The organism is Collinsella aerofaciens (assembly GCF_015561195.1).
Classification (GTDB): Bacteria; Actinomycetota; Coriobacteriia; order Coriobacteriales; family Coriobacteriaceae; genus Collinsella; species Collinsella aerofaciens_AC.
In genome coordinates, this window is sequence record NZ_JADMSU010000005.1 from 76120 (window position 1) to 90979 (window position 14860).

Here is a 14860-nt window from a genome sequence, read left to right on the forward strand (position 1 = left end):
CCTCAGATCCTTTCATGCATATCGAGAACGCGAACGAGCTCATCGGTCGCGCGGTCGAGATCGTCATTCACCACGACGTCGTCGTAGCGGTCGGCAAGGGCAAGCTCATCGGCGGCGTTTGCCATACGCAGCTCAATCGTCTCGGGCGTCTCGGTACCGCGACCGACTAGACGCTCGCGGAGCACCTCAAGCGAAGGCGGCTTGATAAAGATCAGCACGGCCTCGGGGAAACGCTCCTTCACCTGCAGGGCGCCCTGGACATCGATCTCCAAAATCAGAGACGAGCCCGAGGCGAGCTTGGATGTGACCTCGCTCACCAACGTGCCGTAGCAGTTACCGTGGACCTCGGCCCACTCAACAAACTCACCGTTTGCCACGCGGCGGTCGAACTCCTCACGCGTCAGAAAAAAGTAGTTGACGCCGTCGACCTCACCTTTGCGTGGTGCTCGCGTGGTAGCCGAAACCGTCAGACCCAGGTTCGAGCGGCGCTCGCGCACACGAGTGACGAGCGTACCCTTGCCTGCGCCTGACGGTCCAGAAATCACAAAGAGCTTGGAATCCTGAGCGCTCACTTATTTGGTCAGCTGCTCGAGGAGCTGCTCGCGCTGACGGACGCCGAGGCCCTGGACGCGACGAGTAGCGGAGATACCGAGCTCCTCCATGATCTTGGCGGCCTTGGCCTTGCCATAACCGGGGAGAGACTCGATGAGGGTGGAAACCTTCATGCGGGAAGCGATGGGGTCATCGGAGTTGAGCACGGACTCGAGGGACTTCTCGCCCTTCTTGATCTGCTCGCGAAGCTCAGCGCGGGCGTGACGTGCGGCAGCAGCCTTCTCAAGAGCCTGCTTGCGCTGCTCGTCGGTAAGCTGAGGGAGTGCCATTCGTACCTCCAAATAGTTGGGTTATATCTGATTCAATAATTGGCATTTTAGCACGTAGAACGTACAAAATGCCTAATCGCGGCTCCATAGGTTAGACGATACCCGCAAAAAGTGCAATATACTGCGCCCAAAGTTAAGCCCCTGACCTGCGATTCCACACAAAGGATGGGAAAGTTTACGCAGGCACAGGGGCTATTTTGTGCTAATGAGACCCAAAAGTGGTGACTTAGGGGAATCTTTTACGCGACGTTTTCGACCAGCTCGGCGACGATGGCGTCAAAGGCGGCAACCGGATCGTCGGCACCGGTGATGGGACGGCCCACCACAATGTGGCTTGCGCCACGCTCGATAGCCTGGGAAGGCGTCGCCACGCGGGACTGGTCACCAAGGGCGGCACCCACCGGACGCACACCCGGAGTCACGATCAGGGCATCAAGACCCAGCAGCTCACGCATGTCGTGAGCCTCCATCGGTGAGCACACGATGCCATCGATGCCGTTGGCCTGAGCAAGCTTTGCCAAGCGGGCGGCCTCCTCGGCCACGGGCGACTCGACGCCGATCTCGCTCAAGGCATCCTGATTCATGCTCGTGAGCACGGTGATGGCGACGAGCTTGGCGCGGTCCTCACGCGCCTCCTCGGCACCCTCACGGCAGGCAGCGAGCATAGCACCCGAGCCCAGGCCGTGGACCGAAAGCAGGTCGGCACCGGCAAGCGAGGCCGAGCGGGCAGCGCCGCGCACCTGATGCGGAATGTCATGGAACTTAAGGTCGAGGAAGACCTTAAAGCCAAGGTCCTTAAAGGTCTTGACGATCTGGGGACCCTCAGCGTAATAGAGCGTCATGCCGACCTTGAGCCAGGCGGCATGGCCCGAAAGCTCGTGGGCGAGCTCGAGCGCGCGCTCACGGTCGCAGTCGAGGGCGACGATAACACGGTCGCGGGCATCATTCTCTAGCATTCGAAAGCACCCACCAGCTCGTTGATGTCCTTTACGCCCTGGGACTCGGCCCAGGCCTCGAGCTCATGCGCGATCTTAAGCGAAGCACACGGATCGACGAAGTTGGCCATGCCGACCGACACGCAGGTGGCGCCGGCCAGGATAAACTCAGCCGCATCCTCGCCAGTCATGACACCGCCGACACCGTTGATGGGGATATCGACGGCCTGGGCAACCTCCCAGACCATGCGCACGGCGATGTGGTGGCACAGCGGGCCCGAAAGGCCGCCCTTGGGCTTGGCCACGCGGGACTTGCGGGTATGAACGTCGATGGCCATGCCCTGGATGGAGTTAATGACCGAAAGGCCGTCGGCGCCGGCAGCCTCGAGGGCCTTGGCGATCTCGGCGACGTTGACCGGCGCCATCTTCACGAACAGCGGCTTATCAGTCACCTTGCGGCAGGCAGCCATAACGGAGGAGGCGCCCTCGGGCGTTGATCCCATGGCGGCACCGCCGGCGGCAATATTAGGGCAGCTCACGTTGATCTCGTAGCCGGCAGCCCAGGGGCACAGCTCGACATACATCTCGAGTGCGCGGACAAACTCGTCAACGGAGTGGCCGGCAACCTGACAAATGACCTGGCAGCCGTCCTTGGACAGCTGTTCGAGCCACGGACCGGACTCACGGGCAAAGGCGGCCACGCCGGGGTTCTGAAGGCCCACGGAGTTGATCATACCGCCGGGAATCTCGGCCATGCGGGGCGCGGGATTGCCGGGCCAGGGCTCGGCAGCGCAACCCTTGGTGGTGATGGCGCCCAGTTGGGAAACATCAAAGAAGTTCTGGAACTGCCAACCGTAGCCAAAGGTACCGGCTGCGGTGTTGATGGGGTTTTGCATCTTGACGCCGCCGAAATCGACGGCCATGTTCACGGTACCCACTAGAAGACCACCACCTTGGAAGCATCGAACACGGGGCCGCACATGCAGGCACCCTTCATACCGTCGACCGTCTCGACATTGCAGGTGTTGCAGGCGCCAAAGCCACAGCTCATCATGCGTTCGAGCGACACCTCGCAGTACACACCGGCCTCGGCGGCAGCGGCGGCGACCTTCTTCATCATGACGGCGGGGCCGCAGCTGGCGACGTAGTCGTAGCCGCCCTCTCCAAGCAGCTCGGCTGCCGGATCGGTGCAAAAACCGTGCGTGCCGAGCGAACCGTCGTCGGTGCACACGTTAACCGTGGCGCCCAGCGCACGGAACTCATCGACACCCACGACTTTGGAAGCGGTGCCAAAGCCCAGGCACACGTCCACATCAACACCCTGCTCGGCAAGCATGCCGGCAAGACACAGCACAGGCGGAACGCCGATGCCACCGGCGACGAGCAGTGCCTTCCTGGTGCCCTCGGGTACCATCCAGCCACGGCCACCGGGGCCCAACAGGTTAGAGGTGGAGCCAGGGCCCATCTGGGACAGACGGCGGGTATCGTCGCCCACGACGGCGTACCACAGCTCGACGGTGCCGGCCTCGGCGTCGGCGCGATAGAAGCTCAGGGGCACGCGAAGCAGCGAGGAGGCATCGCCGGGCACGGCAATGTTCACAAACTGACCGGGCTTGAGCGCACTTGCAAGCTTGGGGGCCGAAATTACGAGCGAGAAGATGCCGTCGGCGATCTCCTGGTTCGAGACGACCTCGAAGTCGTGCATGCGTGCAGTGGAAGGTGTGGGCATAGACGCTCCAATCCCCCATGCGGTTGCATGGTTCAGGCGAACAGAAAGCGCGGCACCGCAAGGGCGCCGCGCACAAAAGCGATAAGGCTATGCTAGCAGATGCAGCCGTCGGCAAGCGTCTGTTTACCGCCGACAAATACATCGGTGGCACGACCGGTGAGCGTGCGGCCGGCAAAACCGGAGTTCTCGGCGCGCGACTCGTAACCGTCCTCGCCAACCGTCCAGGTTGCGGAGGGGTCGAACACGGTCAGGTCGGCGACAGAGCCCGCCTTGACCTGAACCTGATCGAGGCCCAGAATCTCACGCGGCTTGATGGCCATGAGCTCGACCATGCGGCTCACGCTCATCTTGCCCGTGTTGACCAGCTCAGTGAGCACGAGCGACAGCGAAGTCTCGAGGCCAATCATTCCAAAGGGCGCGAGCTCGAACTCGCGGGCCTTCTCCCACGGGGTGTGGGGAGCGTGGTCGGTAACGATAGCGTCGACGGTACCGTCGATGACACCCTGACGGATGGCCTCGGCATCCTCGTCGGTGCGCAGCGGCGGATTGACCTTGAGCGAGGTGTTGTAGGTCTCGTCCAGGTCGTTCTCGGTCAGGAACATGTGGTGCGGGGTGGCCTCGCAGGTCACCTGGACACCGGCAGCCTTACCGGCACGCACGAGCTCCAGGCCATGAGCGGTGGAGATGTGCTGGATGTGCAGCTTGGCACCGGTCAGCTTGGCAATCTCGATGTCGCGGGCAATCTGAAGCTCCTCGCCGGCGGCCGGCCAACCCTCGAGGGCCAGACGGGTCGAGACCTTGCCCTCGTTGATCTGGCCGTGGCCGACCAGATCCTCGTCCTGGCAGTGGCTCATAAAGACCTTGCCGAACATCTTGCCGTAGTCCATGCAGCGACGGAGCATGCCCGCGCCCTGCACGCCGCGACCATCGTCGGTGAAGGCGACGGCGCCGTGGGCGACCATATCGCCCATCTCGGACATGGCCTCGCCCTTAAGACCGCGGGTCATGGCGCCCGACGGATAGACGCGGCAGTGGCCGACCTCGGCAGCGCGGGACTTGACGAACTCCACGACGGTGCCGTTATCGGTGACGGGATCGGTGTTGGGCATGGCGCACACGCCGGTGAAGCCGCCCTTGGCAGCAGCGCGGGTGCCGCTCTCGATGTCCTCTTTGACCTCGTAGCCAGGCTCGCGCAGATGCACGTGCATATCCACCAGGCCGGGGACGAGGTACTTGCCGGAAAGGTCGCGGACCTCGGCTCCCTCGGCGGCGAGGTTTTCGCCGACCTCGGCGATCTTGTCACCGTCGATCAGGACGTCGACGACACCGTCAAGCTCGACGGACGGATCGACGACGTGGGCATTCTTAAGAAGCAAGGCCATTATCGGCACCTCCAAGCAGCAGATACAGGATAGCCATACGCACGCAGATACCGGCGTAGACCTGCTCCAGGATGACGGAGCGTTGCGGGTGGTCGGCCATATAGGAGTCGAACTCAACGCCGCGGTTGATGGGGCCCGGGTGGCAGATAATCGCATCGGGCTTCATGAGCTTCTCGCGGTCCTTGGTCAGACCGAAGAGCTTGTGGTACTCGCGAATCGTGGGGAACGGTGCGCCCTCGAGGCGCTCCTGCTGCACGCGCAACATGTAGACGACGTCCAGCTCGGGCAGGACGGAATCGAGGTCGCTCGTCACGTGGTCGCAGCCCAGGACCTCGGGCGCCGGCGGCAGCAGCGTGCCGGGGGCGACGGCGTAGGTCTCGCAGCCCATGATCTTAAGTGCGGGGATCAGCGAGCCGCACACGCGGGAGTGCGCGATATCGCCGACGACGGCGACCTTCAGACCGTGGAAGTCACCCTTGTGCTCCCAGATGGTGTACAGGTCGAGCAGGGCCTGCGTAGGGTGGTTGTGCTTGCCGTCGCCGGCGCAGATGACGCTCGCGGGCGAGTTCTGCGTGACAATGTAGGGAGCACCGGCGTGCTTATCGCGAACGACGATGCAATCAATCTTGTAGGCGTTGAGGGTCTCGACGGTGTCGACGAGGCTCTCGCCCTTGACCGTGGAGGTCGAGGAGCCGCCAAAGTTGAGGCTGTCGGCCGAAAGGCGCTTCTCGGCGAGCTCGAAGGAGCTGCGGGTGCGCGTCGAGGGCTCGTTGAACATGTTGACGATGGTCTTGCCCTTGAGCGTGGGGACCTTCTTGATCGCACGCTCGTTGACCTCAGAGAACGCCTTGGCGGTCTCGAGGATGAGCTTGATGTCCTCTTCGGAGTACTCGGTAATGTCGATCAGGTGCTTATGGTTGAACGCCACGGTACTACTCACCTCCCAGCGGCGCGGAGCCCACGTGGGAACCCGGCGCGACGTCGTTAATCTCGACGGCGGTGTGGCCGTCGACTTCCTTCATATATAGGTGCACGTTCTCCTCATGCGACGAGGGAACGTTCTTGCCGACAAAGTCCGGCGAGATGGGGAGCTCACGGTGACCGCGGTCAACGAGAACTGCAAGCTCGATGCGGCTCGGACGGCCCAGGTCCATGACGGCATCCAGAGCGGCGCGGATAGTACGGCCCGTATACAGAATGTCGTCCACCAGCACGACGCGCTTGCCGTCGACGCTGAAGGGAATGTTGGTAGCGTGGATCGCGGGAGCGAAATTGGTCGCATAGTCATCGCGGTAGAAGCTGATGTCCAGGCTGCCGAGCGGAACGTCGACGCCCTCGATCTCCTTGATCTCCTCGGCGAGCTTCTTTGCCAGAAGGTCGCCGCGCGTGACGATGCCGACCAGAGCGAGGTCTTCACAGCCCTCGTTGCGCTCGAGAATCTCGTGCGCGATGCGGGTCATCGCTCGATTGACGGCGGTCTCGTCCATGATGACCGCCTTGGGGGAAGTCGTGCCCATCGATCTCCTTCCTCACATGTCTTGACTGCTGACACAGTCAAAAAAATAGATGCCCGACCGCTTAAAGCGGACCAGACACCCACAGGAAGGGCTGCTCTTTGGCAGCTATGTAATTCCATGTGGGTATCTCGTACCCCTTTAATGGTCAAGGGATAGTGTAGCCAACCTCGAGCTGGATTGCGAGCATAAATACAGAACAATCCGTAAACGGGCGCAGGCGCTCCATAAACCTATATATATTTGTGGGACGAGCTTGAAAACGCACGCACGAGCTGGCATAATCCCCCCTGCTGCACGCAAATCGGATCTACGTCCAGGGCCGTAGCGTGGGCACTATCGCCAAAAGAGGAATATCTCTGTGTAGATTGCGCACAGGGAGTGACTTCTGTGCTATAGTTCAGGCTTGTTTGTTAACGCGACATGTTCGTTTGTCGCCCAAGGAGGGTCAGTTATGTCCAAAGTTTGCGAAGTTTGCGGTAAGCACCCCGTTGCCGGTCGCTCCATCAGCCACTCTCACCGCGTCACCAACCGTAAGTTCCGCCCCAACATCCAGCGCGTCTACGTCGTCGTCGATGGTCACCGTCGCAAGATGAACGTTTGCTCCACCTGCCTCAAGTCCGGCAAGGTTGCGCGCTCCTAAATAAGGTCTTACCAACAAGTACCTCGGACTCTCCGGGTCAAAGACCTCGCGTTCATATAGAACTTACCAAAGGCGTCCTCCCCCACGGAGGGCGCCTTTTTGCACTCATTGGGGACAGACTTACATGAGTGTTTTCACGCATTGGGGACAGACGTAACGCATGCCGGCAGCGGTTCGGCCCCTGCCTCACGCTGCATCCTTCCAGCCTGCAGTAGCCTTGGTCACGCTTGTGGCGCCGATACCGGTGATACGGGCAATTTGCTTGACCGTGAGATGTGCCCGCCTGAGCCTCAGCAGGCAGGCATCGCGTTCGGGGCGTGGCAGGGCCTTGAGCAACGCAGGATCTATGCTCGTCAGGACTTCGCGCGCAACGAAAAGGGCCTCCTCATCGGGGATCCGCCGGCGCGGAAGAACCTCCACTGACCAGATGCGCCCGGCAACTTTCTTGAGATGCTCGCAATAGCGACGGGAGCCTCCGACAACATCAAGCATAGGGGCCGCATCACAGATGTCAAAGGGATCATAGCCCAGCTGATACGCCTTATAGCTTGACCAGCGGTACGCCTCGAGCGAGTCAAGCGCACCCTTCACGGGATTGAGATGAATATAGTCGAGCAGCTGCACTGCCTGCGTGTCCGACTCAACCGCGACCCGCGAATAGCGATTGTCAAACAGATGGCCCGTTCTTCCCGTTTTCCCATTGAAATACTTGGCATACGCCGTCAGCGCGCACTGCATTGCCTTTGAAAGGTTGTCATATGGGTCATCAACCATCAAATGGAAGTGGTTGTCCATAAGACACCAGGCCAACACCGCCACGTCATGGCACGCAAACCTGTCCGATATGTCCGATAGGAAACGATAGCGGTCGGAATCATCTTCAAAAATGATCTGTTTGGAGTTACCGCGGTCAAAGACGTGGTAATAGCCGGTGAGCGAAATTTCGCGGGCGCATCGGGGCATGGTCTCTCCTTTCAAAGCCGTACAGGCAACACCTAAAAGGAGAGAAGAAACGCGAAATGCTGAGGCTGTGACCTATTTATATCCAATCAGCGACAAAAACAGGCCCAAAACGACAAAATCGCAAATCGATGTCTGTCCCAAATGAGTGAAACCACTCATGTAAGTCTGTCCCCAATGAGCGGGGCGATGCACTGGCAGATAGTTTTAGTTAAAACGCTTCAGTTTATTGAAGCGTTTTAGTATGCCTTTTACGGGAATCTTACCGTTCGCCGAATTATTTCTTGCTATCATGCAAGGCGTAGGGTAAATCTCCGATCGCAAGGAGACACAAATGGTGAAAAAGTCACCGGAAAACACTACTCCCGCAATTGTGGACAACGTAGAGGCGCTTGAGGCCAAGCTCGCTCAGATGCGAGAGGCCCAGGCGCTTTTTGCTACGTACACGCAGGAGCAGGTCGACAAGATCTTCTATGAGGCCGCCATGGCCGCCAACAAGGCTCGTATCCCGTTGGCGAAGATGGCCATCGAGGAGACCGGCCGCGGCGTTCTTGAGGACAAGGTCATCAAGAACCACTACGCCGCAGAGTACATCTACAACGCTTACAAGAACACCAAGACCTGTGGCGTTCTGGAGCGCGACGAGGCTTATGGCATCACCAAGATCGCCGAGCCCATCGGCATCGTGGGCGCCGTCATCCCGACGACCAACCCCACCTCCACCGCGATCTTCAAGACGCTGATCTGCCTGAAGACCCGCAACGCCATCATCATCTCCCCGCACCCGGCTGCCGCCAAGTGCACCATCGCCGCCGCCAAGCTCGTGCTTGACGCCGCCGTCAAGGCCGGCGCCCCCGAGGGCATCATCGGCTGGGTCGATGTCCCCTCCATCGAGCTGACCAACATGGTCATGCGCGACGTCGACATCATCCTCGCCACCGGTGGCCCGGGCATGGTCAAGGCCGCTTACTCCTCGGGCAAGCCCGCCCTGGGCGTTGGCGCCGGTAACACCCCGGTCGTCATCGACGACACCGCCGACGTACTGCTCGCCGTCAACTCCATCATCCACTCCAAGACCTTCGACAACGGCATGATCTGCGCTTCCGAGCAGTCCGTGACCGTCATCGACACCATCTATGACCAGGTCAAGGCCGAGTTCCAGAAGCGCGGCTGCTACTTCGTCAAGCAGGGTGCCGAGATGGAGGCCCTGCGTGCCGCCATGTTCAAGAACGGCGCCCTCGATCACCGCATCCCCGGCATGGCTGCCGCCAAGATCGCCGAGCTCGCCGGCATCGAGGTTCCCGCCAAGACCAAGATCCTGATCGCCGAGGTCACCTCCACCGACCCCGCCAAGGAGGAGTTCTCCCACGAGAAGCTCTCCCCGGTCCTGGCCATGTACCACGCCAAGGACTTCCAGGAGGCCGTCGACAAGGCCGAGCACCTGGTGCTCGCCGGTGGCCCGGGCCACACCGCCTCTCTGTACGTGCACCCCGCCCAGGCCGAGAAGATCAGCCTGTTCGAGCACGTCATGAAGGCCTGCCGTATCGTCATCAACACCCCGTCTTCGCACGGCGGCATCGGTGACCTGTACAACTTTGGCATGAAGCCGTCTCTGACCCTGGGCTGCGGCTCCTGGGGCGGCAACTCCGTCTCCGAGAACGTTGGGGTGAAGCACTTGATCAACGTTAAGACTGTGGCTGAGCGCCGTGAGAACATGCTGTGGTTCCGCGCTCCCGAGAAGGTCTACTTCAAGAAGGGTTCCACGCCCGTCGCTCTCGACGAGCTCGGTACCGTCATGGGCAAGAAGCGCGCCTTCATCGTCACCGACCAGTTCCTCTTCAAGAATGGCAACACCCGCGCCATCGAGGCCAAGCTCGACGAGATGGGCATCGCCCACGACTGCTTCTACGACGTCGAGCCCGATCCGTCGCTGCAGTGCGCACGTCGCGGCGCCAAGCAGATGGCTCTCTTTGAGCCGGACGTCATCATCGCCGTCGGCGGTGGCTCCGCTATGGACGCCGGCAAGATCATGTGGATGATGTACGAGCACCCCGAGTGCAAGTTTGAGGACATGGCCATGGACTTCATGGACATCCGCAAGCGTATCTTCACCTTCCCCGAGATGGGCAAGAAGGCCTACTTCGTCGCCGTCCCGACCTCTTCGGGTACCGGCTCCGAGTGCACGCCGTTCGCCATCATCACCGACAAGGAGACCGGCATCAAGTGGCCGCTCGCCGACTACGCGCTGCTCCCCAACATGGCTATCGTCGACGCCGACAACTGCATGACCGCCCCGCGCGGCTTGACCGCTGCCTCCGGCATCGACGTCATGACCCACGCCATCGAGTCCTACGTCTCCATCATGGCTTCCGACTACACCAAGGGCCTCTCCGAGCGCGCTGCTAAGCTCGTCTTCGAGAACCTGCCCTCCAGCTTCACGAACGGCGCCAAGGACCCGCATGCCCGCGAGGAGATGCACAACGCCTCCTGCATGGCCGGTATGGCCTTCGCCAACGCTTTCCTGGGCCTCAACCACTCCATGGCCCACAAGCTCGGCGCTTTCCATCACCTGCCTCACGGCCTCGCCAACGCCGTCATCCTGACCCGCGTCATGCGCTACAACGCCGCCGAGGCTCCCGTCAAGATGGGTACCTTCTCCCAGTATCCTTACCCCAACGCGCTGCACAACTACGCCGAGATGGCCAAGTACTGCGGCATCGAGGGCAAGGACGACAAGGAGGTCTTCGAGAACTTCATCACGAAGCTCGAGGAGCTCAAGGACTTCATCGGCGTCAAGAAGACCATCGCCGACTACGGTGTTGACGAGCAGTACTTCCTCGACACCCTCGACGAGATGACCGAGCAGGCATTCAACGACCAGTGCACCGGCGCCAACCCGCGCTACCCGCTCATGAGCGAGATCAAGGAGCTCTACCTGGACGCCTACTACGGCCGCGAGCCTCAGGACTACGCCGTCTGCTAGTTTTAGCACGGTTTTTAACGGCGGGGGTGCACGGGTGTTTCACACACCCCCGTCGTCGCTTCTATCGCATCGTTGAAAGGATGCAACCATGCTGCTACCCGATTCCAAGACCGAGCTCGTCCGCCGTGGCAACAAGGTCGTTTACGACCTGGGCGACAAGATCGTCAAGGTCTTTAACGAGACCAAGCCCGTCTCCGACGTGTTCAACGAGGCTTTGAATCTTGCCCGCATCAATGAGTGCGGCATCCGCAGCCCCAAGGCTTTCGAGGTTTCCCAGCTCGAGAACGCCAACGGCTGGGCGCTCGTGACCGAGAAGGTTCCGGGCACCACCCTTGCCGAGAAGATGACTGCCGAGCCCCAGCGCTTTGGTGAGTACCTCGAGATGTTCGTCGACCTCCAGATCGAGATCCACGGCTACACCTCCCCGCTGCTCAACCGTCAGCGCGACAAGTTCGCCCGCATGATCGACAGCCTTGATCAGCTCAATGCCACCACGCGCTACAACCTTCAGGAGCGTCTGGACGGCATGACCAAGGAGTTCAAGGTCTGCCACGGCGACTTCAACCCCTCCAACGTCATCGTCGGCGACGACGGCCAGCTCTATGTGTGCGACTGGGCACACGCCACCCAGGGCTCCCCTGCTGCCGACGTTGCCACCACCTACCTGCTCTTTGCCCTCAACAGCAAGGATCAGGCTGAGGCCTACCTGGAGCTCTACTGCGACCGCGCCGACATGCCCATGCAGGTCGTGCGTCAGTGGACGAGCATCGTCGCCGCTTCCGAGCTCGCTCGTAAGCGCAACGTGAACGATGAGTTCCTTAAGAACTGGATCGACGTCGTCGATTATCAGTAGTATCTGAGCGATTTATTTCGCATCGGAGGCACAAGAAACCCCACAGCTCATATGGGCTGTGGGGTTTTCCTTTACCCATCGAGTTTATTCACGCAACAAAATAGACTGCTCCGCATCTCTTCCTAAGAGAGATACGGAGCAGTCACGCAATTACATCTAATAGCAGAAACGTCGATTAACGGCGGGCCGCCTTAACAAGCTCGGCAACCTTGGCGACGACCTCGTCAATCGCCACGTCCTCGCGCTCGCCCGTGGCACGGTCCTTGAGCTCGACGGTACCGTTCTTGAGGCCACGCTTGCCAAGCACGACCTGATAAGGGAAGCCCATAAGGTCGTTGTCGGCAAACTTAAAGCCGGGACGCTCATCGCGATCGTCGACGACGACCTCGATACCCTCGGCGCACAGACCGTCGACGATCTGTTCACAGACAGCAGCGCACTCCTCCTTCTTGGGATCGAGAGGAATCACCGCGACCTCGTACGGGGCGACGGAGACCGGCCAGACGATACCGTGCTCGTCGTTGTGCTGCTCCACGACGGCAGCGAGCGAGCGGGACACGCCCACGCCGTAGCAGCCCATGATAAGCGGCTTCTCCTTGCCGTCCTCGTCCATAAAGGTGGCACCCATAGCCTCGGAATACTTGGTGCCCAGCTGGAACACCTGGGAGACCTCGATGCCGCGGGCAGCAGAGAGCGGCTTGCCGCAGTGCGGGCAGGGATCGCCGGCAACGACGGTGACCAGATCTGCCCACTCATCGACGGTAAAGTCGCGCTCGGGGCAGGCACCGGTAAAGTGGTAGTCGACCTCGTTGGCGCCACAGGCCCACTGCTTGGACTCGTGCAGGCTCTCGTCGCAGACCAGACGAATGCCCTCGGGCAGGTTAACCGGTCCGATAAAGCCCTTGTGCAGACCGTAGGTCTGGAGCTCCTCGTCGGTCATCATGCGATAGCCCTTGCCAAAGACGTGCTCGGCCTTGCAGTCATTGAGCTCGTGGTCGCCCGGGACAATGGCCACGACTGGCTTGCCCTCGGCATCGATCAACGCCAGCGACTTTCGCGTACCGTTCTCGGGGAAGCCAAAGAACTTGGCAACGGCCTCGATGGTGCCCATGCCCGGAGTCTCGACCTTGGTGAGCGTACCGTCGCCGGGGCCCTCGGTCACGACGACCTTGGTGCTTGCCGCCTCGTCATCGGCAGCAAAGCCGCAATCGTCGCAGTAGACCAGCGAAGCCTCGCCGGCGTCGGCCAAAGCCATGTACTCGACGGAGGTATCGCCACCGATCTCGCCGGAGTCGGCGACAACGGGCAGAGCCTTGATGTAGCAGCGCTCGCAGATGTTGGCGTAGGCCTGCTTCATCTTGTCGTACTCCTCCTGCAGACTCTCCTGCGTGGCGGAGAAGCTGTAGGCGTCCTTCATGATGAACTCGCGACCGCGCATCAGACCAAAGCGAGGGCGGAACTCGTCGCGGAACTTGTCCTGAATGTGGTACAGGTTGACGGGCAGCTGCTTATAGGAGCGCAGCTCATTGCGCACTAGGGCCGTGACGGTCTCCTCGTGCGTGGGGCCCAGGACGAACTCGCGACCATGACGGTCGTCAAAGCGCACAAGCTCCTTGCCATAGGCGTCGATACGGCCGGACTCACGCCACAACTCGGCATCGACCATGATGGGCATCATAAGCTCCTGGGCGCCGGCAGCGTCCATCTCGTCGCGCACGATGTTCTCAATCTTGCGAATCGAGCGCCAAGCAAGCGGCAGATAGGAATACAGACCGGCGGCCTCCTTGCGGATCATGCCGGCACGGAGCAACAGGCGGTGGCTGGCGAGCTCAGCGTCCGCCGGATCCTCTTTAAGCGTCGGCGCATAGAGCTTAGACATATACATTGCTCGAGTCATTTACTTCTCCTCAATAAGCTTGTCGACCTCGGCCATAAGCGCGTCGACAATTTGGTCCTCAGCTACTTTACCAATGATCTGGCCATGCGAAAAGAGCAAGGCCTGACCACGTCCGCAAGCAACGCCCAGGTCGGCATCAGAAGCCTCACCGGGGCCATTAACGGCACATCCCATGACGGCAATCGAAAGCGGCGCGGCATAGTTCTTAAGCCGCTCGGTTACTTCCTCGGCGATGGGAATCAGGTTAACCTGGCAGCGGGCGCACGTGGGGCAAGAGACAATCTCGGGACCACGGCGACGCAGGCCCAGTGACTGCAAAATTCCCCAGGCGACCGGCGGCTCCTCAACCGGATCGGCCGTGAGCGACACACGCATGGTGTCGCCGATGCCTTCGGAAAGCAAGATACCCAAGCCTACAGAGCTCTTGATGGTGCCCTGAAGCTTGGTCCCCGCCTCCGTCACGCCCAGGTGAAGCGGAACGTGGGGAATCTCACGTGACAGGGCTCGATAGGTATCGAGCGTCGTTTGCACGCTATGGGCCTTGGCCGAAAGCACAATGTTCGTAAAGCCGCGATCCTCAAAGTGCTTGACGAAGCGCTCGCTCGACATCACGAGCTTTTCGGGCTGCGTGAGGTCGTCGCACTCGGCAATATCTTGCTCAAGCGAGCCGGCGTTGACGCCGATGCGAATCGCACAGCCCGCAGCGCCGGCAGCGTCGATGACGGCATCGACCTTAGCCCAATCGCCGATATTACCGGGATTGATACGCAGTTTGGAGGCACCAGCCTCGACGGCACCAATGGCGAGCTTATGGTTAAAGTGGATATCAGCGACAATCGGCACCGGAGACTCGGCACAGATGGTGCGGAAACCCTCAAGCGCGGCCTCGGTAGGCACGCTCACGCGCACGATATCGCAGCCAGCCTGCGCCAACGCGCACACTTGCGCAAGTGTTGCCTTGGCATCAGCGGTATCGGTGCAGGTCATGGATTGGACCACCACCGGCGCACCGCCACCGATCTGCACACCGCCCACATGCACGGGGCGCGTCAAATCGCGAGGCAAAGGATGGGATAAAGACAA

At 60.8% G+C, this 14860-nt stretch carries 14 protein-coding genes; 3 read left to right on the forward strand and 11 right to left on the reverse strand.

Annotated elements, in window-relative coordinates; all coding sequences use genetic code 11:
• Positions 1-2 precede the first annotated feature (2 nt).
• The 8 genes from gmk to pyrR form a co-directional block, all read right to left on the reverse strand.
• Entirely contained in the window at positions 3-572 is a 570-nt protein-coding gene (gene gmk / locus I2H81_RS06225; protein WP_099431806.1) for a guanylate kinase, read from the reverse strand.
• A complete protein-coding gene (gene mihF / locus I2H81_RS06230) occupies positions 573-881 on the reverse strand; it encodes an integration host factor, actinobacterial type (protein ID WP_006236130.1) in 309 nt (102 codons plus the stop codon).
• Positions 882-1120: 239 nt separating this feature from the next.
• Complete coding sequence (gene pyrF / locus I2H81_RS06235) at positions 1121-1837, reverse strand: orotidine-5'-phosphate decarboxylase (RefSeq protein ID WP_195644949.1); 717 nt, start codon at positions 1835-1837, stop codon at positions 1121-1123.
• On the reverse strand, positions 1831-2739 hold the full coding sequence (locus I2H81_RS06240) for a dihydroorotate dehydrogenase (protein ID WP_006236128.1): 909 nt from the start codon (positions 2737-2739) through the stop codon (positions 1831-1833). Before I2H81_RS06240 ends, pyrF begins: the two co-directional genes overlap by 7 nt.
• Positions 2740-2753: 14 nt before the next feature.
• Positions 2754-3521 (reverse strand): dihydroorotate dehydrogenase electron transfer subunit, encoded by a 768-nt coding sequence (locus I2H81_RS06245; protein ID WP_118094258.1) that lies wholly within the window; start codon positions 3519-3521, stop codon positions 2754-2756.
• 116 nt (positions 3522-3637) lie between these two features.
• Positions 3638-4927, reverse strand: coding sequence for a dihydroorotase (locus tag I2H81_RS06250; RefSeq protein WP_117564269.1), 1290 nt, complete (start codon positions 4925-4927; stop codon positions 3638-3640).
• Positions 4911-5855 carry an aspartate carbamoyltransferase catalytic subunit gene (locus tag I2H81_RS06255; RefSeq protein ID WP_035138537.1) on the reverse strand — a complete coding sequence of 315 codons (945 nt, stop codon included), beginning with the start codon at positions 5853-5855 and terminating at the stop codon, positions 4911-4913. The genes I2H81_RS06250 and I2H81_RS06255 overlap by 17 nt, the downstream gene beginning before the upstream one ends.
• A gap of 4 nt (positions 5856-5859) precedes the next feature.
• Positions 5860-6444 carry a bifunctional pyr operon transcriptional regulator/uracil phosphoribosyltransferase PyrR gene (gene pyrR / locus I2H81_RS06260; RefSeq protein ID WP_006236123.1) on the reverse strand — a complete coding sequence of 195 codons (585 nt, stop codon included), beginning with the start codon at positions 6442-6444 and terminating at the stop codon, positions 5860-5862.
• A gap of 451 nt (positions 6445-6895) precedes the next feature.
• Between pyrR and rpmB the strand changes: the two genes are divergently transcribed.
• Complete coding sequence (rpmB, locus tag I2H81_RS06265; RefSeq protein WP_022094725.1) at positions 6896-7084, forward strand: 50S ribosomal protein L28; 189 nt, start codon at positions 6896-6898, stop codon at positions 7082-7084.
• A 186-nt stretch (positions 7085-7270) separates the two neighbouring features.
• Here the strand turns inward: rpmB and I2H81_RS06270 are convergent, their stop codons facing one another.
• Positions 7271-8047, reverse strand: a complete 777-nt coding sequence (locus tag I2H81_RS06270) for a transposase (RefSeq protein WP_117564268.1) — start codon at positions 8045-8047, stop codon at positions 7271-7273.
• Between the two features lie 331 nt (positions 8048-8378).
• On the opposite strand from I2H81_RS06270, the gene adhE reads away from it, so the two are divergent.
• Both adhE and I2H81_RS06280 read left to right on the forward strand, forming a co-directional pair.
• Positions 8379-11027, forward strand: coding sequence for a bifunctional acetaldehyde-CoA/alcohol dehydrogenase (gene adhE / locus I2H81_RS06275; protein ID WP_195644950.1), 2649 nt, complete (start codon positions 8379-8381; stop codon positions 11025-11027).
• 88 nt (positions 11028-11115) lie between these two features.
• Positions 11116-11880: an aminoglycoside phosphotransferase family protein gene (locus I2H81_RS06280; protein WP_195644951.1), complete on the forward strand. Its 765-nt coding sequence runs from the start codon at positions 11116-11118 to the stop codon at positions 11878-11880.
• A 175-nt stretch (positions 11881-12055) separates the two neighbouring features.
• Here I2H81_RS06280 and I2H81_RS06285 read toward each other — a convergent pair whose 3' ends face one another.
• Positions 12056-13777, reverse strand: coding sequence for a proline--tRNA ligase (locus I2H81_RS06285; protein ID WP_229108103.1), 1722 nt, complete (start codon positions 13775-13777; stop codon positions 12056-12058).
• Positions 13778-14860 carry a flavodoxin-dependent (E)-4-hydroxy-3-methylbut-2-enyl-diphosphate synthase gene (gene ispG, locus I2H81_RS06290; protein ID WP_195644952.1) on the reverse strand — a complete coding sequence of 361 codons (1083 nt, stop codon included), beginning with the start codon at positions 14858-14860 and terminating at the stop codon, positions 13778-13780.